At 68.1% G+C, this 19,133-nt stretch carries 13 protein-coding genes; 4 read left to right on the top strand and 9 right to left on the bottom strand.

Features of this window, described 5'->3' with window-relative positions; translation table 11 throughout:
- Positions 1-246: 246 nt before the first annotated feature.
- Positions 247-1,320: a D-alanine--D-alanine ligase gene (locus AB0O15_RS00975; RefSeq protein WP_364312282.1), complete on the top strand. Its 1,074-nt coding sequence runs from the start codon at positions 247-249 to the stop codon at positions 1,318-1,320.
- A 98-nt stretch (positions 1,321-1,418) separates the two neighbouring features.
- On the opposite strand, the gene AB0O15_RS00970 is transcribed toward AB0O15_RS00975, so the two are convergent.
- The 3 genes from AB0O15_RS00970 to AB0O15_RS00960 form a co-directional block, all read right to left on the bottom strand.
- Positions 1,419-2,108, bottom strand: a complete 690-nt coding sequence (locus AB0O15_RS00970) for a hypothetical protein (RefSeq protein WP_364316923.1) — start codon at positions 2,106-2,108, stop codon at positions 1,419-1,421.
- A gap of 4,871 nt (positions 2,109-6,979) precedes the next feature.
- A complete protein-coding gene (locus tag AB0O15_RS00965) occupies positions 6,980-8,011 on the bottom strand; it encodes a ParB/RepB/Spo0J family partition protein (RefSeq protein ID WP_364312280.1) in 1,032 nt (343 codons plus the stop codon).
- Positions 8,008-9,012 (bottom strand): ParA family protein, encoded by a 1,005-nt coding sequence (locus AB0O15_RS00960; RefSeq protein ID WP_364316920.1) that lies wholly within the window; start codon positions 9,010-9,012, stop codon positions 8,008-8,010. Before AB0O15_RS00960 ends, AB0O15_RS00965 begins: the two co-directional genes overlap by 4 nt.
- A gap of 916 nt (positions 9,013-9,928) precedes the next feature.
- On the opposite strand from AB0O15_RS00960, the gene AB0O15_RS00955 reads away from it, so the two are divergent.
- Positions 9,929-10,909, top strand: a complete 981-nt coding sequence (locus tag AB0O15_RS00955) for a hypothetical protein (RefSeq protein ID WP_364312277.1) — start codon at positions 9,929-9,931, stop codon at positions 10,907-10,909.
- Positions 10,910-11,250: 341 nt separating this feature from the next.
- Here AB0O15_RS00955 and rsmG read toward each other — a convergent pair whose 3' ends face one another.
- From rsmG to rpmH, 6 genes are all read right to left on the bottom strand, one after another.
- Positions 11,251-11,979, bottom strand: a complete 729-nt coding sequence (gene rsmG / locus AB0O15_RS00950) for a 16S rRNA (guanine(527)-N(7))-methyltransferase RsmG (protein WP_364312274.1) — start codon at positions 11,977-11,979, stop codon at positions 11,251-11,253.
- On the bottom strand, positions 11,979-12,545 hold the full coding sequence (locus AB0O15_RS00945; RefSeq protein ID WP_364312271.1) for a R3H domain-containing nucleic acid-binding protein: 567 nt from the start codon (positions 12,543-12,545) through the stop codon (positions 11,979-11,981). Before AB0O15_RS00945 ends, rsmG begins: the two co-directional genes overlap by 1 nt.
- A gap of 88 nt (positions 12,546-12,633) precedes the next feature.
- Positions 12,634-13,677 (bottom strand): membrane protein insertase YidC, encoded by a 1,044-nt coding sequence (yidC, locus tag AB0O15_RS00940; protein WP_364312268.1) that lies wholly within the window; start codon positions 13,675-13,677, stop codon positions 12,634-12,636.
- Position 13,678: 1 nt separating this feature from the next.
- Positions 13,679-13,936: a membrane protein insertion efficiency factor YidD gene (yidD, locus tag AB0O15_RS00935; protein ID WP_364312265.1), complete on the bottom strand. Its 258-nt coding sequence runs from the start codon at positions 13,934-13,936 to the stop codon at positions 13,679-13,681.
- Positions 13,933-14,289 carry a ribonuclease P protein component gene (rnpA, locus tag AB0O15_RS00930; RefSeq protein ID WP_364312262.1) on the bottom strand — a complete coding sequence of 119 codons (357 nt, stop codon included), beginning with the start codon at positions 14,287-14,289 and terminating at the stop codon, positions 13,933-13,935. Before rnpA ends, yidD begins: the two co-directional genes overlap by 4 nt.
- A gap of 36 nt (positions 14,290-14,325) precedes the next feature.
- The gene (gene rpmH / locus AB0O15_RS00925; RefSeq protein ID WP_364312259.1) at positions 14,326-14,463 is read right to left on the bottom strand and encodes a 50S ribosomal protein L34; all 138 of its coding nucleotides are present in this window, start codon (positions 14,461-14,463) and stop codon (positions 14,326-14,328) included.
- A 533-nt stretch (positions 14,464-14,996) separates the two neighbouring features.
- On the opposite strand from rpmH, the gene dnaA reads away from it, so the two are divergent.
- Both dnaA and dnaN read left to right on the top strand, forming a co-directional pair.
- A complete protein-coding gene (gene dnaA / locus AB0O15_RS00920; protein WP_364312256.1) occupies positions 14,997-16,697 on the top strand; it encodes a chromosomal replication initiator protein DnaA in 1,701 nt (566 codons plus the stop codon).
- A 1,289-nt stretch (positions 16,698-17,986) separates the two neighbouring features.
- Positions 17,987-19,120 carry a DNA polymerase III subunit beta gene (gene dnaN / locus AB0O15_RS00915; protein ID WP_364312253.1) on the top strand — a complete coding sequence of 378 codons (1,134 nt, stop codon included), beginning with the start codon at positions 17,987-17,989 and terminating at the stop codon, positions 19,118-19,120.
- Positions 19,121-19,133: the final 13 nt, after the last annotated feature.

Here is a 19,133-nt window from a genome sequence, read left to right as displayed (position 1 = left end):
CGGCCGTCGTCCCCTCTATACGTCCGGGCGGCCCTCCGTGCGTCACCTACCGACTCGGACCGATCTGGTGGAGGGGGCCGACCCCGGACCGGCCGCACGACCCGCGTGTCGTGCGGCTGATCACCGACGATCCCCCAGTGGCGTGCGGCTACCGCCCTGCCAACGCTGCTGTAGCCAGACGCGGCGCACCTCTCACGTCAGAGGCTCTACTCACCTCATCGCCAGCAGCGCGCCGAAGGATTCTCGATGACCAGCGCCCCTGATCCGTCCGCCCCGAGCGCCGCCGCACCGACCGGTCAGTCAGCGACCACCGGCATCACCGACGCGCGCAGGTTGCCCACCGCGGACCGCGCCGGCCATTTCGACCCCGCCGACCTCCAGGTGCTCGTACTGGCCGGTGGCCTGTCCTATGAGCGCGACGTCTCCCTGCGGTCCGGCCGGCGGGTTCTCGACGCTCTTCGCGGCGCCGGTGTGTCCGCCGAGATCCGCGACGCCGATGCCGCGCTGCTGCCCTACCTCGAGGCGGACCCACCGCACGCCGTCGTCATCGCGCTGCACGGGGCCACCGGGGAGGACGGCTCGCTGCGCGGGGTGCTCGACCTGTGCGGCGTGCCGTACGTCGGCTGTGACGCCCACGCCGCCCGCCTGGCCTGGGACAAGCCTTCGGCGAAGTCGCTGCTGCGCGAAGCGGGCATCCCGACCCCGGACTGGGTGGTGCTGCCGCAGGACCGCTTCTCGGAGCTGGGCGCCGCTGCCGTCCTCGACCGCGTTGCCTCGCGCCTGGGCTTGCCGCTGATGATCAAGCCGGCCCAGGGCGGCTCAGGGCTCGGCGCGACGGTGGTCCGTGAGGCGTCGGCGCTGCCCGCCGCGATGGTGGGCTGTTTCGGGTACGACTCGACGGCACTCGTCGAACGCTTCATCCCGGGCACCGCCGTCGCCGTCTCGATCGTCGACCTGGGCGACGGCCCGCAGGCCCTACCCGCGGTAGAAATCGTCCCGCGCAACGGCGTCTACGACTACGCCGCCCGCTATACCGCCGGCCTGACAACATGGCACGCCCCCGCCCGCCTGGATGAAGAGGTGGCCGCCCTGGTAGCGGAAACCGCGCTGTCGACCTACCGGGCCCTGAGCCTGCGAGACCTCTCCCGCGTAGACCTCGTGGTCGACTCGGACAACAACCCACAGGTCCTGGGCGTCAACGTCTCCCCTGGCATGACGGAGACGTCCCTGCTTCCCCTGGCCGTGCAGGCCGCCTCCCTGAACTTCGGCGTCATCCTGAAGTCGTTGGTCGTGCGAGCTGCGTCCAGAGCGGCCCGGTAGTCAGGTCGCGCATGTGCTCGGCGATGGTTGCCGACGACGCTAGGCCGACGCTTCCGCGCCCACGCGGTGGTTGCCCACGGCGCTTCCGCTCCGCGCGGCTACACCCGGCTGGACGTTTCCCCTGCGGCCTGGCGCGGGACCTTGGGTCCGTTCGGCGTGTTCGACGCGTCGTGACTGTCGTCTGCTGAGGGCGAGTGGTCGTCGCCGTCGGCCGGCTCGGCCTCGGGTGAGCCGGCTGCTGGTTTCACGGGAAACATGCCCGCCGAGCTGTCCGCGTTTGATTCCTCTGTCTGCGTACCCCAGGGACCGGCGGGAGCCGGCACACCTTCACCAGCCACCGACGTGGTGCCCGCGGTCGGGCCACCCACCGACGCGCTCGCGGCCGCCGTGGTCTGCGACTCGGCCGTCGGGGAGGTGCTGAAAGTTCCCGGCGATTCCCACTGGATGTGCGGCGGTTCGGCGTTGGCCTCGCCCCCGAACTCGGCGAGCCAGGCCGCCACCATGGCCAGGTTCTCGCGCCACTGGTGCTCGGGGATCGTCGGCAGGATGTCGTCCCACAGCGAGAGGAAGGTGCCGCGGAGCTGCAGCTGGCCGTACGGCCGCGCCAGGAACCACATGTGAAGGTGCGCCGAGCCATCGCCCCACCGATTCACGTGAACCCGCGCCACCCCGTCGAGCGAGCGAACCGCGCGCTCGAGCCGGACGGTCATGACGCCAAGCTCGGCGGCCAGCAGGTTCGGTAGATCGCCGAGGTCAAGATGCGAGCGGCATTCCAGAATCAGAACCATCGGCAGCCCGGTGGGCCGGTCCATCGCCCGGACACGCCAGCGTTCGCTAAACCAGATGTACGCATCGTCAGGCGTATTGCAGGCCACGCACTCGGCGGCGTCCTCACCGCTCCGCGGAGGCTCCACCGCCACGGGCGCGGCGAGCGGCTTGATGCGCATGTCGCCCTCGAAGGGGAACGACGGCCAGCGGGTGAAGTCCGGCAGGGGGGCGGCATTCTCGGGCACGAGCCTGACCTTAGTGCAGGCCACGGGGCACTGTCCCGGGTCAATTTCTCCGCAACCCCCGCGCTCACCGCCTTGACCCCGTGAAGCCCGCCGACACGTGCAAGTCGATCACTATCCGTGGGCACTAAACCACGCCCAAAGTTATCCACAGAAGTTATCCACAGGCCACGCCGTTTCACGTGAAACGCGACGTAGAACGCTTGCGCACCCTGTGGATACCCACGTGGACAACCCCTACCCACGCCCCCGTTTCACGTGAAACGGCCCCCTAACCACGCTCCTCAACAACCCAACTCACAGCCTGTGGATAACGTCCTTCTCCGATGCATCAGGCAACCTCCTTCAATCCCTCGTTCAAGCCCTTGTCACCTGGCATCCACCACCACGACCACGACTATTTCGATACATGTCTCTAGCTCGATCGGGCCTCAAGCCACGCCGCAGGCCACCGGCTCCGACCCGCCAGCCCAACCAAGATCAGCTGGCCACGTCTGGCAAGACCGATGCCGAGAAGCGCTGATCTCGGCCAACGTCGAAGAGCCCCGGCGGCGTGATCGAAGAGCCAACCAGAACACCCCGCGACTTCTCCGCAGGAACCGTGGTCTAGCAGCCGCTCGTCTGGTCACATACCGATAGCTGCGACGGGCCGGGCGGCCCTAGGCGATGGGCTGGCCCTAGGCGACGGCCGGGCCGGGACAATCAGCCGGGCCTGAGCGATGAGCCGGGCCTGAACGATAAGCCGGGCTGAGCGATCGGCTGGACGTGAGCGATGAGGCGGGCCTGAGTGATCGGCTGGGCGTGAGCGATGAGGCGGGCCTGAGTGATCGGCTGGGCGTGAGCGATGAGGCGGGCCTAAGCGATCGGCCGAGCCTGAGCGATCGGCCGAGCGAGCTGCCGCCGCTCCACTCGGGGCGCTTTTCCTGTCCAGGGTCCGCGAACCGGCCCAACCACGCCGCCCCCACGGGGCTAAGACCTCAGCCACTATGCCCAGCGGCTCTAGCACTTCCTGGGCTTGCGCCGGGTCGACGCCGGGTGGCGACCCACCGTGGAGGGAGACCGAAGATCGTGTTTTGCATCCCGCAATCCGACCACGCGGTGCCAGCCCACCAGCCAATGAGGTCCCACGTATGTCCATGCCAAGCCATCACGGCCGGGCTGATCCTCCTCCGCTGGACGCGCACTCCTGCTTCGCGGAAATGTCCACCGGTCCAGTTGGCTCGAGGGAAGGGGCTCCCGACGCGGTGCTCGCCATGACCGCTGCCGGCCAGACGTGCACGCGGTCGCCGTCGGCCGCGGCGGTGCGGATGGTCAGGCCCAGGTCGAGGTGGTCGTGGCCAATCCAGCCGAGGGCGCCCAACGCTCAATAGGTCAGCCTCGCGCGGATTCCCGACCCAGCGATTCCCAACGACGCCATCCGTCCAATCCCTCGGACGCGTAACGCCGATCCTCTGGTCCGACGCTTCGGATCTGTTGCCGGCTCGATTACAGGCGATGAGCCAGCTACGGCTGCCGGTGGGGCCAGGAGCTCCGTGTGGTGGACCACCGGTACAAACGTCGACCCAGCCGTTCGGTGCTCTGTGTTCGGCCGACCTCGCCAGCCACCGCCCAGTCTGAAGCCGTAGTTGGGCTCGGGAGAAGAGCTGCGCGGCGCATCCCAGCCCGTGTAGGCGCCCGAGGGCTCGTACTCGGTCATCTGTGCCGCATGGTTCAGCAGTCGGCCAGAGGGAGTGCCGGGCCACTCCGTGGGTCGATGGCCCGCTAGCCGACTTTCCTCGCTACCCCGCACTCATGGGTAGAACCCAGGCATAGGCGAGGTGGCCCGCACCGGCTCGGCCTCGGCCGAGGCCGACGACCTCGAAGCTGCGGTTGGCACGACACTCACCTCATCTCCATGGCGCGTTCCGTTGGGCGCAACTCCGTCTCGCGCGCGATCGTCAGGACGCCCCAGCAGGAGCCGCTGGTACGAGGCGGAGCGGGAGACAGCGCTAGACGGCCGACACACAGATCCGTCGTGGCTCGCCGGCCAAGCGAGCGGCGAGGTTCCGCGGCTGCTGCTGGCAGCTGAGCCGAGCGGCTTCATCGGCTCTGTACGACCTACGTCGACCATGGCTCTATGTCGGGGCCAGCCGGACCACTCGATCGGGCGCCCCTGTCGTGATGGCCCCGCCGACAACACCCCGTCAGACATGCCACTACCCACACTGCGGTCACCTCGCGCGGTGACCGCAATTCAGGTCCTTCGACCCCAGCCGGCGACTGCCGTTGCGCGCTGTCCACCGTCCTGCCTCGTGGATGGCCTGATGCCCGACCGCCCACGTGGGCACGTATCGGCCGCGTTCACCGCCATGGCGTCGAGGTGTTAGCTCGAGGCCATTGCAGGTGACTGGGTCTCGATTGACCCGCACCACGGCAGCCGGAGGCCGGCGGCAACTCGGCGTTCGCCGTCGCCGTCGCCGGCGCCGCCGCCGGCGGCGGCGGCGGCGGCGGCGGCGGAAAACTCCGCTGTTTCACGTGAAACGGCCCGCTTTCTGACTGTCTACGCCCGCCGCTCCAGGCGTCCGACGGGAGGCTGGTTTCACGTGGAACAGGGGCGCGCTGAGCACCGGTCGATGGTCAAATGCATGCCGGAGGTGGGTTTTATGAGGACCGGGCTGGTACGGCGTCGGCGGGTTAAATGGACCCCGGCGGACACCAGCTGCGTCCCTATACCCAACTCGACTGCCGCGCGCGTCGTGCTAGCCAGCCGACCGCCCAGCCCGCGCCAAGGACACCAGCCTCACTGAGCCACTCTGGCCATGCCGGCTACCACTTCCACCCGAGGAGTGCGCCGAACCGACGACATTGGGGGAGTAACCAATGCAGTCCTCGGGCCGGGCCACGCACCGTCGCCGCCCAAGCTGTCGCCTGCACTCGATGACGAGCGCTGCGAGGCGCTGCGAGGCGCTGCGAGGCGCTGCGAGGCCTCATGACGACGAGTAGGCGTCTGCTCATCAAGAGCGGGTCTCGATCCGGCGCTCATGGAGGTTGGCGTGATCCAGTCCGGGCGGTCGTCAGACGTGCCTCTATCGTCTGGGCGTGATCCTCAGGAAGGACTAGCGGCACCGATCCGCCGGCAACCTCGGCGGCCGGAATGGCCGACGACATTTCAGCAACCTAGGTTGCGAACGCTGGCCGGATCCGTCGACCAGCGGCCAACGACTCCAGCCATCTCGGCAGGGAGGCGCCGGCCTTGTTTCACGTGAAACAACAGGCGCGGGCCAGCCGAGATGACTCGCGCGACCTAGAACCTCTTGGCACCGCCGCCAGCGAGACCTGCATGGCGAGATGGATCCCCCACGTCTGATGCCCCTGAGCACGTGGATAGGGGCTAGAGGTTTCGGACAGCGATCGAGACTGCGGCGATCCCGAGGCCACTCCTGTGGGCCGGCGCTGGAGCACCAGGCAAGCGATCGCCCCCAACGCGACCGTGCGCCGGACCACGTGACTAGGACGGAGTCTCCCGGACAGCGGCATCGCGCTCTGTCGTGTTCTCAGTGCTGTGGCCTCGACGGGAGGCTCCCCGCGTCACGTTTCACGTGAAACGAGCGGCGTGCCTTCCAAAGCCAACGATCGGCGAACCTCTGAGGCTACAAGTTGGCCGCCGCAACTCAGCAAGAGTCGCGGCGGCCTTGGGTGGCAGGTCCAGCACACTCTGCCGGTTCGACGCGAGGGAATACCAGACCGACTTCAGGGCCGAGGATCGCTAACTCGCCGCCAGACCTCCCAACGAGATGACACGCCCTTTTACGAGCCCTCGTGAAGACTTGGCTGCGGCGCGGATACGCGATTCGTCGGGAAAGGGGATCGCTGGCACAAACCACTGGGCGAAGACGCGGCCGGTGCCACGGCAGGCCTCGCGCGGCTCTTGCCCGAACCGTCGCCCCTCCGTCGCCCAGGGCCGGGAGCTGCTCGCCGCGGAGATTGGCGTGAACTCGCGCGGACCTGCTCTGGCTCGGCTTTGGCGTCGATATGGGTCACGCCGCCTCTATGCCGAAGGTGCACTACTACCGCTCGTAAGGCGACCGCCTTCGCCTCGGTCGGTCGCTGCGTTAGCCGGCAACCTCGGCCCGCTCGCCGGTCAATCCGAGCTGCCAGTTTGGCGACAACGAGGCCGCCCGATTCGGCGTCGACCGGGAGCAGGCGGGCCAGGCGGATTAGGTCTCACCATGCCACGCCATTTGAGGTCACACCCCGCGAGGTCACCACCAGTCAACGGCCGCTTCTCCAGCGGCCGCCCCTGATCTGTCCGAGCCTGACCTAAGCAATGAGTCGAAGTCACGAAGGAAGCCAAGTCGTGGCGGACGAAATCAGATCTGACCGCCCCTACAACCCAACGGAAAACGAGGTAAATCCGGGTTGAGGTCGATCCAGCCCGGCCGCGGGGCGAAAGCGAAGTGATCTTGGGTTTGAATCACACGGGAGTAGTTCGGCGTCCGACTAGAAATCTCAGGAGAATCAGCCTGGGAAAATTTGTTGAATCTTATAGTTTTAGTCTCGCTCCGCCCCTGGTCAGAGGGTAGGCGGTCGCGCGAGTCGAGACATGAAGAAGGCACGTAATCCACAAGATCACGTGCCTTGCGTTCCCCTCGAGACCGCGGAGGAGAGGTTCAGCTCTCCGGGTTGTCGGAGCCCTCTTCCTCGACGCCGATCATGCCGACGATGCGCTCTAGATCGTCCACCGTCGCGAACTCGATAGTGATCTTGCCCTTGTTCCGTCCTATGTCGACCTTGACCCGCGTGTCGAAGCGGTCGGAGAGGCGTTCGGCCAAGTCGTTCAGGGCGGGGGCGTGAACCTTGGGGCGGCGGGACGGTGCTGCCTTCTTGGCCGGGCTGCCGTCGGCCAGGGCCAGCGACACCAGTTCCTCGGTCGACCGGACGGACAGACCTTCCTCAACGATGCGAAGCGCCAGGGCGTCCTGGGCGTCGCTGTCGTCCAAGCTCAGGAGCGCCCGGGCGTGGCCGGCCGACAGGACGCCGGCTGCGACGCGGCGCTGGACCTTCGCCGGGAGGTTCAGGAGGCGGATGGTGTTCGAGATCTGGGGGCGGCTGCGCCCTATGCGCTTCGCCAGTTCCTCGTGCGTGGCGCCGAACTCCTCCAGCAGCTGCTGGTAGGCGGCCGCCTCTTCCAGAGGGTTGAGGTTGGCGCGGTGGATGTTCTCGAGCAGTGCGTCGCGGAGCATGGCGTCGTCGCGGGTGTCGCGGACGATCGCCGGGATGGTCTCCTTGCCGACCGCTTGGGCGGCACGCCAGCGGCGCTCGCCCATGACCAGTTCGTAGGTGTCGTTGCCGAGGTCGCGGACGACGATCGGCTGCAGGAAGCCGACCTCCTGGATGGAGACCTTCAGTTCCTCGAGTGCGTCCTCGTCGAAGACGTGCCGGGGCTGCTTCGCGTTCGGCTGGATCGACGTGACCGGCAACTCGGCGAACCGGGCGCCCGGCACCGGGGCCAGCTCGCTGGACGGGTCACTCGCCGGCGGCTCGGGTACGGGCTCGGGCTCGGCCGGTGCGGCGAACTGGGTAGGCGCGGGACTCGGCGCCGGGGGAGGACTGGGCTCCTCGGTCGCGACGGCGGCGGTCGGTGCGGTCGGAATCAGAGCGCCCAGGCCCCGGCCGAGGCCTCCCCGTGGACGGTTCTTCATGCGGTGCCTCCGTTACTGACCCCACGCATCGCGATCTCCAGAGCGGCCTCGAAGTAACTGGTGGCACCACGCGAGCCCGGGTCGTACGTCATGACGGACTGGCCGTAGCTCGGCGCCTCCGACACCCGGACGTTGCGCGGGATCACCGCGTGCAGAACCTTGTCGCCGAAGTGGTTCCGTACATCCTGCTCGACCGCGTCCGCCAAACGAGTGCGGCGGTCGTACATCGTCAGCAGGATCGTCGAGACGTCCAGCGTCGGGTTCAGGTGTTGGCGCACCAGGTTGATGTTATTGATCAACTGGTTGAGGCCCTCAAGCGCGTAGTACTCGCACTGAATCGGGATCAGCACTTCCTGAGCGGCGCAGAGTGCGTTCACCGTCAGCAGGCCCAGCGACGGCGGGCAGTCGATGAAGACGTAGTCGAACTTCTCGGGGTGCGCGGAGATGGCCCGGGCGAGGCGGGACTCGCGCGCCACGACGGAGACCAGCTCAATCTCGGCGCCGGCCAGGTCGATGGTGGCGGGCACGCAGAACAGGTTCGGAATGCCCTCGACGGCCTGCGCCACCTCGCTGAGCGGCACGTTGTCGATCAGACAGTCATAGACGTCGGGTACGCCGGCGTGGTGCGGAACGTTGAGTCCGGTGGACGCGTTGCCCTGCGGATCCAGGTCGACCACGAGCACACGGTTGCCATGTAGCGCGAGCGCCACTGCCAGGTTCACCGTCGTCGTGGTCTTGCCGACGCCGCCCTTCTGGTTCGCGACGCAGAGAACCCTCGGATGATCGGGCCGCGGCATCGTGATTTCACCGCTGGGATTGAGGATCTGCACAGCACGCAACGCTTCCATGGCCAGAGGCGGATCGTCCTCATCCCCGCCCGGCGTTTCACGTGAAACATGCTCGTCCGGACGACGGTCACTCTGCTCCATCGGCGGCGCGGTGGTTGCCGCATCGGCCGTTGGCGTAGAGCCAGACACTGGCGCCGACGTTGGTGCCGTCAGCCCACTCCGCGGCTCGGGGGCTGGCGCGTGCGGTTCGTGGCCGTACCCATTGTCGCCGGATTGACCACCACCTTGCCCGTCGGCCTCGTTCCCCGGCGGCGATGACTGCGGTCCGACCGGAGTGCCGTAGACCTGACCGCTGGACCCTTGAGCGCTGGCGTGGCCGGTACCGGTTCGCGGCTGAGACATGCTCGACCCACCGTCGGCATTCCCCTTCAGCGAGAAGCCGATGGTGGCCGATGTCGACCTACCCCAAGATTCCCCGGCGTACGGAGAAGCGGACGCTGAGTTATCTACACCAGCGAACGAGGTGGTTTCACGTGAAACACCGTGTCCGTTCGGTGAAAAACCGTCGAGGCCACTGCCGTACTCATGCACCGTCTTGTCCCTGCCTGCTTGGAATGGGTCGGCACCGCGAGTGCCCACCTCGGCACCGTCGGGCGACGCAAGAGGTGGGGCAAGAGGCGGTGCACCGGGTGCGCCCGCCAACCGGTCCACACTATCGACGCGCGGCCAGCCTACGGCTGCCGGGCGGTGCGTGCCACGCCTGTCCGCCTGATAGGGCGACGTGCCACGAGCCACATTCGTCACTGAAGCGCTGTGAGTGTGACCGGCCGAGTAAGTGTCGTCGGATCGCGTTGACACATCGACCGAGTGATGCATGGGAAGAGTCTGAGCCGGCGCCGGTGACGCCGAGGTTGACCAGGCTAGATCCGAACCATCGTCGCCAGCAAGACCCAAACCCGGACCTGTGGAAAACTGACGGATCCCTTGCAGGACGGGGAATACGCCGGCCTCGGCGGCCCCGCCGGCCAGGTGCGGCGGCCGCGGTGTGTTGTCGGTCTCAAAAACCATGAAGCCGGGTACGAGCGCCAGCCGCGCACCGAAAACCGGCCCAGGTCGAGCGGGCCATCCCGTGTCCGAAAAGGCCCGCCGCGCCCGCCGAGGCCGCGGCGACAACCGCGAACGCCGCGACGCAGCCAGCGAGGCAGGCGACACGTCAGCCGATCCAGGCGCCGCCGTCGGAGTAGGCGACGCGTCACGCGAACGCCGCGACGCAACCAGCGAGGCAGGCGACACGTCAGCCGAATCGGGCGCCGCCGCCGCGGTAGGCGACTCGGGCAAGCCAGGCGACGCGTCGGACGGCCTGGTCGACGCCGGCGACGAGATACGCGACCCCGGCAAGCCAGGCGAGGACACCGACTCCGAGACCGGTGAGGACACCGACTCTGGGGAGAAGACCGACGCCGTGGGCGAGGCCGATGCCGATGCCGCGAGCGGAAGTCCAACAGAGGGGGCGAGCGACGGGGACGGCTCTGGTGGTAAGGCCGCCGTCGATGCAGACGACGCAGGTGGCAACGCGGTCCGCGAAGGCAACGCCGCCAACATGGCCGACGCAACTGACAACGCAGGCAACGCCGACTCCAGGGAATCGGCTGCTGAAGCCGACGACAGGAGATCCGCCGAGACAGGCGCCCGGACGGATCCCGACGAGACCAGCGGCATCGCGGGGGAAACAGAAGCGGGCGACGGCAGCGGGTCGGAGTGGGACGGCGACAGGCCCGCGAGCTCGAAGCGGTCCTGCGATCGTCCCTCCCGCTCGGCAGGAGCAGGGCGCCGCTCACCGGGCGCGACCCCACTCACCCGCCAAGGCGAAGAGCTCAGCCCAGGCGTCGGCGAGAAAGCAGCAGAGGGATTGGCATTCGGCGAGGACGCCAAGGGGCGAGGACGCCGCGGCGACGGCCGAGGCGAGTTCAACGGTCGCGGCAGGTTCGATGTCCGCGGCGAGCTCGATAGACGCGGCGAGTTCGACCGGGCCGCCGGCCCGCGTACCGCCCAAAGGTCGACCCCCACGGCCGGATCAGCGCTAACGGCACCAAGCCAATGCTCTGGCTGAGGAACCCAGAAAGACGAGCCCACCTCAAGAGGAGGCGAAGGCGAACCCGAGGACGAGGGCGAAGGCGAAGGCAAAGACGAGATCGGCGACGAACCCGGCGGAGACGACCGATGCGAGGCAAGGCCATCACCCACGGAGGCTCCAGAATCCGAGATGGCCGAACCCGCCGAGGAAGCCGGCGGCAGAAAGGCTGAGGAAGGCGGCAGAGAAGAGGCCGACGACGAAAACCCAGGCGAGGCCCCCGAAGGTGACGGAGCGGAAGAAGGCGACGGGCGGCCGGCCGACCCCGGCGATCGCCCCACTCGCCTGCGTGCGTCGCGCCTGCCGCCACCCATCCGTACCTATCCCTTTCGCGATCTCCTTCGCCCCGACCCCGACGACCGTGACGACCGGGAGGGCCCCACAGCCCGCTCCCGAACTACCTCCACCACAGTCGTAGGCGGCTCGATCACCCCGACCCCGCACCGCAGAACCACCGGCGCCGACCCGCCGAGCCGAGCGACCTCCGCCGCGTGCGAGGTGGCCTCCTCAGCCGCCGTCGACCCCTTCAACGCCAGCACCCGGCCACCAACGGCGGCCAACGGCAGGCACCACCGAACCAGCCGGTCCAGTGGCGCCACCGCCCGCGCGGTGACCACGTCGGCGGGGTCCAGCCGGACCTCTTCCGCCCGGCCCCGGACGACCGTGACGGTCGAGGTGAGGCCGAGGTGGCTCACCGCCTCGGACAGGAAGGCGGTTCGTCGTGCCAGTGGTTCGACCAGGGTGATGCGCAGATCGGGCCGAACCACTGCGAGCACGATACCGGGCAAACCGGCACCAGAGCCCACGTCAACCACCGAAGCGCCGATACCTATCTTTTCGGACATCACGGCGCAGTTGTCGAGGTGGCGCTCCCAGATGCGCGGAGCCTCGCGTGGGCCGATCAGTCCCCGTGTCACGCCTTCCGTCACCAGCAAGGAGGCGTACTCAACGGCCAGCGGGAGCCGCGAGCCGAAGATCGAGGAAGACGAAGGCCCGGGCGAAACGACGCCCGGGCCAAGGTCATCCCCGCTGAGAAGCGGGTCACTCATCAGTCCACCGCACTCACGACAATCCGCCGGTTGGGCTCGACGCCCTCCGACTCGCTCTCCACGCCCGGGATCGCGTTGACGACGTCGTGGACGCACTTGCGCTCGAACGCCGACATCGGCTCCAGGCGCACGGCGTCACCGTGCTCCTTCACCTTCTCGACGGCGTTGCGGGCGACGGCTGCCAGCTCCTTGCGCCGGTTGGCGCGGTAGCCGCCGATGTCGAGCAACAGCCGGCTCGGCGTGCCGGTCGCCCGGAAGATCGCCAGGCGGGTCAGCTCCTGCATCGCTTCCAGCGTGGCACCGCGCTGGCCGACCAGGGCCTGCAAGCGACCGCCCACGACCTCGACCATCGGACGGCCGGCCGACACCAGCTCGTCGATGTCGCCGTCGTAGTCCAGGATGTCCAGCAGTCCTTCGACGTAGTCGGCAGCGATCTCGCTCTGCCGGAACAGCTCGCTGTCGGAAGCCACGCTCTCCGACTTCTTGGTCTCCTCGGGTGCGGCCTCCGGGGAGTCGGTCTCCGCCGCTTCGGAGACCGATGAATCGGGAGTGCTGGTGTCGGTCACGGTGTCATCTCCGTACTAATCGGTCCGGACCTGGTTCGGTCCGCTGTTCCCATGCCGTAGGAGCCGGGCATGGGGAGGTTTGCGTGGGTCAGCTCCGCGGCTTGTTCGCCGGTCGGGCGCCCTTCTTGGGAACTGTCGGCTTGGCCCCTGGCTTAGGCGCGCGCGATTTCGCGTCGACAACCGGGCTCTGCGGCTCGGGCTCGGTGGGCTTGTTGCGACCGAAGAGACCTCCGCCGGTACGCGCCGGCTGCACCGGACCGCTCGCCTTGTTGCCGTTCTTCTTGGCCGACGGGCCAGTCTTGGCCGGGCCGGCCTTGCTGCCCGAGTCCGACTTGTTCATCTGTGGCGGCGGGAACTTCCGCAGCACCCACTGCTGCTGACCCAGCGTGAAGAGGTTGTTCGTCACCCAGTAGATGACCACACCGATGGGGAACAGCGAGCCGGAAACCAGAAGCGACAGCGGGATGCCGTACAGCATCAGGCGCTGGATCATCTTCTGCTGCGGGTCTTCGGCCCAGCCGGTCTTGAGGATCATCTGACGGCTGGTGAGGTACGTCGTGGCCATCATGATCAGGACCAGGATGGCGGCGACGACCTTCACGGTCGTGGTGTTGTTGGTGCCGAGGGCGTTCAACTCGGCCGGGGTCGACCCGAACTTGGCGGGCAGCGGCACCGTGAACAGGGCCGCGTGCGTCGCGCTCTCGAACTGCTCGACGGTCCATCCGTACAGCGTCTTGCCCTGGTTCTCGGGCGACAGCCGCCGCAGCACGTGGAAGAGGCCCAGGAAGACCGGCACCTGCAAGAACATTGGAAGGCAACCCATCAGCGGGTTGGCCTTCTCCGTCTTGTAGAGCTCCATCATTTCTTTCTGGAGCGTCTCCCGGTCGCCCTTGTGCTTCGCCTGAAGCTCCTTGACCTTGGGCTGGAGAGCCTGCATCGCCCGCTGGGACTTGATCTGCTTCACGAAGACCGGGAACAGCACCACGCGGAGCGTGACCACGAGGAAAATGATCGAGAGGATCCACGCCCAGTTGGTACCCAGGACAGGACCGTCGGGCACGATGAATGACCACAGAGCGTGCCATTTCAGGAGGATCCACGAGATGGCGTAGTAGATCCAGTCGAGACTCAATTCATGCTCCAGTCACATCGGCCGGTCGGTGACGGATGGGTTCGGGCACCGGGTCGTACCCGCCGGGGTGGAACGGATGACAGCGCAGGATCCGCCAGACCGCCAGCGCCGTGCCCCTCAGAACGCCGTGCCGCTCCAGTGCTTCGAGGGCATAAGCGCTGCACGAGGGGTAGAACCGACAGCGGGCCGGCAGAGCCGGGCTCAGGTATCGACGGTACGCGACGATCGGCCAGGCGAGCAGTCGGGCAGGCCCGGTCATCGCCGCCGCCGCGCGGTCCGGGCCGCGGTGAGCGCGGCGTCGAGGTCGGTGCCGAGCGTCTCGGCGGTCGCGGTCGCCGCCGCGGGCAGGGCGCGCACCACGAGCGTCGCGCCGGCCGGGAGGTCGGCCAGCCTCGGGCGTACGAGATGACGCAGCCGCCGCCGCACCCGGTTCCGCACCACCGCGTTCCCGACCGCCTTGGACACGACAAAGCCGGCGCGTGCCGCGGGGGCGAGCGCCGGCTCATCGATCTGAAGGTGGACGACCAGGGTGCCGCGGCCGACTCGGCGGCCACCACGAAACGCTGCGGTGAAGTCGCTGCTCTTCCGCAGTCGCTGCGCTGCGGCCAGCACGGCTACCTGGGCATTCCCGGGCGGGCGAGCTGTCGGCTAGGCCGACAGCTTGCCGCGGCCCTTGGAACGGCGGTTGGCGAGGATCGCGCGGCCGGCCCGGGTGCGCATGCGCAGCCGGAAGCCGTGGGTCTTCGCACGACGGCGGTTGTTCGGCTGGAAGGTGCGCTTGCTCACGTCAGGACTCCGAATCCGTGCATTACAAAGACAAGGGGCATCGCTGCCAGACGACCACTCTAGCAGGGGTGCGGCAAGGCAACCGCTCGACCCTACGCAGGCCGCGGGTGGTGGTCAACGATACCGGCCGTGGCACGCCGCGGATGATCTCCAGGTCGATCTTAGGACGGCACAGATGCACGTCTTTCTGCGCCGGAAGTGAATCTCCGCCTGCCCGGACGCACAGCAGGGTGGGACGCCGGTTGAAGCGGCGGTGGCAGCGCTGTTAGCGTGCCCGTTTGCTGGTCTCCGGCGTCGGGAGCCGAGCGGCTCGGTCCGGGGGCGGAACCGGGCGGTGCGGTGAATCGTTCGGCACGGTGAGCCTGTCAACCCGCGCCAGCGCAGGCTCCAGGGGTGAGCGACTGCCGACGCGCCCACAGCTTGTGGATAACCTGTGGATAGCCGGTGGACGAGAGTTGGGGGATTCGGTCGAGGCAGGGACGGACGGCCGGACAATGCCGCCGGGGGTCGGTGGTGATGGGGGTGGCGCGGCGGTGGCCGATTCAGGCGACCTGAGCGGGGTGTGGGACGCGGCGGTGGCCGAGCTCGCTGACGAGATCGTGTCGGCGCAGCAGCGGGCGTACCTTCGCCTCACTCGCCTGCGGGCGATAGTGGAAGACACCGCTCTACTCTCTGTGCCCGACGCGTTCACCCGTGACGTGATCGAGTCCCGGCTGCGGCCGGCCATCACCGACGCGCTGTCGCGCCGGCTGGGCCGTGCGATACAGGTCGCTGTCACGGTCCGCCCGCCCGAGGACGGCACCGGTATGCCCGGCACCGTCTACGGAACGCCGCCGCCGGTCCAGCCGCCGCCACCGCCGGCTCATTACGCCGAGCCGACCGGTTCGGCCCAGCATTCGTCGCATTCCCAGCCGTACTCGAGGTCTGTTCCGACCGCCCGCGAAGCGCAAGAACCACTCTTCCGGACCGACCCGCCGGTGCCGGTCCTGGCGCCGCAGCCGCCCGCCGCCCTGCCGGCCGCGGCCGTCGAGAAGAAGCTGCCCAACGACACGAGCCGGCGGATGGCGACCGAGCAGGCGCAGCTGCGCGACAACCTCGGCTACGTGGACGACCGCCGCGACGACACCTTGCGCATGACGCAGGGCGGCGACTCCGGCCCGATGCGCAACACGTCCGGCGCCGACCGCCGCCCCGGTGGCAACGACGGCAACCGGCTCAACCCGAAGTACATGTTCGAGACGTTCGTCATCGGTTCGTCGAACCGTTTCGCCCACGCCGCCTCCGTCGCGGTCGCCGAGTCGCCCGCGAAGGCGTACAACCCGCTGTTCATCTACGGCAGCTCCGGGCTGGGTAAGACCCACCTGCTGCACGCGATCGGCCACTACGCGACGACGCTGGGTCACGCGCGCTCGGTCCGCTACGTGTCCACAGAGGAATTCACCAACGACTTCATCAACAGCCTGCGCGACGACAAGACGCAGGCCTTCCAGCGGCGCTACCGCGACGTCGACATCCTGCTGATCGACGACATCCAGTTCCTGGAGAACCGCGAGCGCACCCAGGAAGAGTTCTTCCACACGTTCAACACGCTGCACAACGCGAACAAGCAGATCGTGATCAGCTCGGACCGCTCCCCGCGCCAGCTGGCCACCCTCGAGGACCGCATGCGCACCCGCTTCGAGTGGGGCCTGCTCGCCGACATCCAGCCGCCCGACCTCGAGACCCGCATCGCGATCTTGCAGAAGAAGGCCGCGCAGGAGCGCATGTTCGCTCCCGACGACGTGCTCGAGTTCATCGCGTCACGCGTCTCGAACTCCATCCGCGAACTCGAGGGCGCCCTCATCCGGGTGACCGCGTTCGCCAGCCTGACCCGCAGCTCGGTGCAGCTCAGCCTGGCCGAGGAGGTCCTGCGCGACTTCATGCCGGACGGCGCCGGCCCCGAGATCACCGCCGACCAGATCATGGTCTCCACCGCCGACTACTTCGGCGTCAGCCTCGAGGACCTGCGCGGCCACTCCCGCAGCCGCGTCCTGGTCAACGCCCGCCAGGTCGCCATGTACCTCTGCCGCGAACTGACCGACCTCTCCCTCCCCCGAATCGGCCAGGCCTTCGGCGGCCGCGACCACACCACGGTCATGCACGCCGACCGCAAGATCCGCCAACACATGGCCGAGCGCCGCTCGCTCTACAACCAGATCGCCGAGCTGACCAACAGGATCAAACAAAACACCTGATGGGTACGCCCGACTGACAAGTCCCGCCCTCTCGGCGGCCTCACTGCAACTCCAGACCGTCCCCCGCCATCCGGCCCGGCGGTTGCGACGTCGGTTGCGGCAGTCGGCCCGGTCCGGGCTAATTCAGGAGCACCATGCCGGCGGGGCTGCCACTCACCCTGGTTGCCGCAGGTCGCGCGAATCCCCTCGATGCAGCATGCGGGACTACCGCTCTGCCCTACCACCATCAAGCCGGGTGGTAGGCCAAGACGGCATCGGAAGCCCGAATTGCGCGCCCAGCTACCACCCCACGAAGCGTGGTAGCGCAAGCCAGCTCAACCTCGACCCGGCGGCAACCAGGGTGAGTGGGCAGCCCCGGCGGCATGGTGCTCCTGAAGTAACCGCAACCACGCAACGCGCCGCGCCCGGCGGCAACCAGGGTGAGCGGGCAGCCCGCCGGCATGGTGCTCTCCGAAGTAACCCGGACCCAGCACCCCAGCGCACCCGCGGCATCCACAGCGCCCCAAGCGTCGGCCGCGGCCAACCCCTCACCGCCCGGACGCCGGGAAACGGCCCCGCACCCAGGCCGCCGAGAGGTCGGAACGGCGCCCGTACCAAGAAGGCCGGAAGCAAAACAGCCGTGGCCCCGCCAGGCCACGACCGTGAACCGACTTTGCCCTGGTGAACGTGCCATTGTTATCCACCGTTCGTCCCCAGGGGTTTGTCCCCAGCGGTGGATAACTCCCGCACGAGTTACCCACAGATGTGGACAACTCCTGGGGAAATCGATGTGGACAAGCACTCAGCGTCACATCTTTGTCCACCGCCTGTGGACGGCTGTGGATTTCCTGTTGAAGGTTCTGGGGACGACGAGCCGGTAGCGTCCCGGCGTTATCCCCAGGCCTGGGCACAAACCCGGTGGATATCCGGTGGATAGCCGGTGGACAACGGTGGACAACCGCCGCCGCGGCGGGGACTGTGGACGCGGACCCGGGTTTATACCCCGGTTACCCACAGGCAACACACCGGTGGATAACCTTCTGACCAGCGCAAACGGGAGTTCTCCACAGTGTGCACAGGACCGATGGTTATGACGAGTTATCTCTTCTAAGAAAACAAAAACCAATCACCGGCGTTGGGCTGGGTGTGGACAAGCCGCTTTGCGAGGAGAAGGGCTTCCCAGCACCGAGGCCGGTCGAGCGGTGCCATAGAGTTCTGGTTCCATCCCGAAGTAGCAGGCCCCCAAGTAGCAGCCCCTAGTAGCAGCCAGACAGCAGACGTACGCGTACGAGGAAGTCGCGGAGGACAGCATGAAGTTCCGGGTGGAGCGAGACGCACTCGCCGACGCTGTGGCGTGGACGGCCAAGAGCCTGCCCAGCCGCCCGTCGGTGCCGGTCCTCGCCGGCGTCATGCTGCGAGCCGAAGAGGGCCGGCTGCACGTCTCCGGCTTCGACTACGAGGTCTCCAGCCAGGTCAGCGTCGAGGTGCAGGCCGACGCCGAGGGCGCCGCACTGGTCTCCGGCCGGCTGCTCGCCGAGATCACCAAGGCCCTGCCGGCCAAGCCGGTCGACATCGCCGCGGTCGGCGCCCACCTGGAGCTGGTCTGCGGGAGCGCCCGGTTCACGTTGCCGACGATGCCCGTCGAGGACTACCCGACGCTGCCCGACATGCCGTCCAGCGCGGGCACGGTCGACGCGTCGTCCTTCGCCGCCGCGGTCCAGCAGGTGGCGATCGCCGCGGGGCGTGACGAGACCCTGCCGATGATGACCGGTGTCCGGGTGGAGCTGAACGGCCGCAATCTGGCGATGCTGGCCACCGACCGTTACCGGCTGGCCATGCGCGAGATGGAGTGGAACCCGGACGACCCCGAGATCAGCCTGAACGCCCTGGTCCCGGCGAAGACGCTGAACGACACGGCCAAGACGCTGGGCACCGTGGGCGGCGACGTGACGATCGCCCTGGCCCAGGGCAGCGCCGGCGAGGGCATGATCGGCTTCGCGGGCGGCACCCGGCGCACCACCAGCCGGCTGCTTGACGGCGCCAACTACCCGCCGGTGCGCTCGCTCTTCCCGGCCAGCCACAATGCCGAGGCCCGGGTCTCCGTGGCCTCGCTGATCGAGGTGGTCCGCCGGGTGGCCCTGGTGGCCGAGCGGACCACCCCGGTGCTGCTGAGCTTCGGTGAGGACGGCCTGGTTGTCGAGGCCGGTGGTACGGAAGAGGCGCGGGCCAGCGAGGCGATGGACGCCACCTTCACCGGCGAGCCGCTGACCATCGGGTTCAACCCGCAATACCTCATCGACGGCCTGCAGAACCTGGGTTCGCCGACGGCCCAGCTCGCGTTTGTCGACGCGTTCAAGCCGGCTGTGCTCTCGCCGGCCTCCGACGACGGGGAAATCGTGCCGGGTTACCGCTATCTGATCATGCCGATCCGGGTAACCCGCTGATACTTGGGCTGAG

Source organism: Actinoplanes sp. NPDC089786 (genome assembly GCF_040684855.1).
In the GTDB taxonomy this organism is placed as follows: Bacteria; Actinomycetota; Actinomycetes; order Mycobacteriales; family Micromonosporaceae; genus Actinoplanes.
The sequence above is the reverse complement of the archived record's forward strand: the minus strand, read 5'-3'. Positions and strand labels throughout refer to the sequence as shown.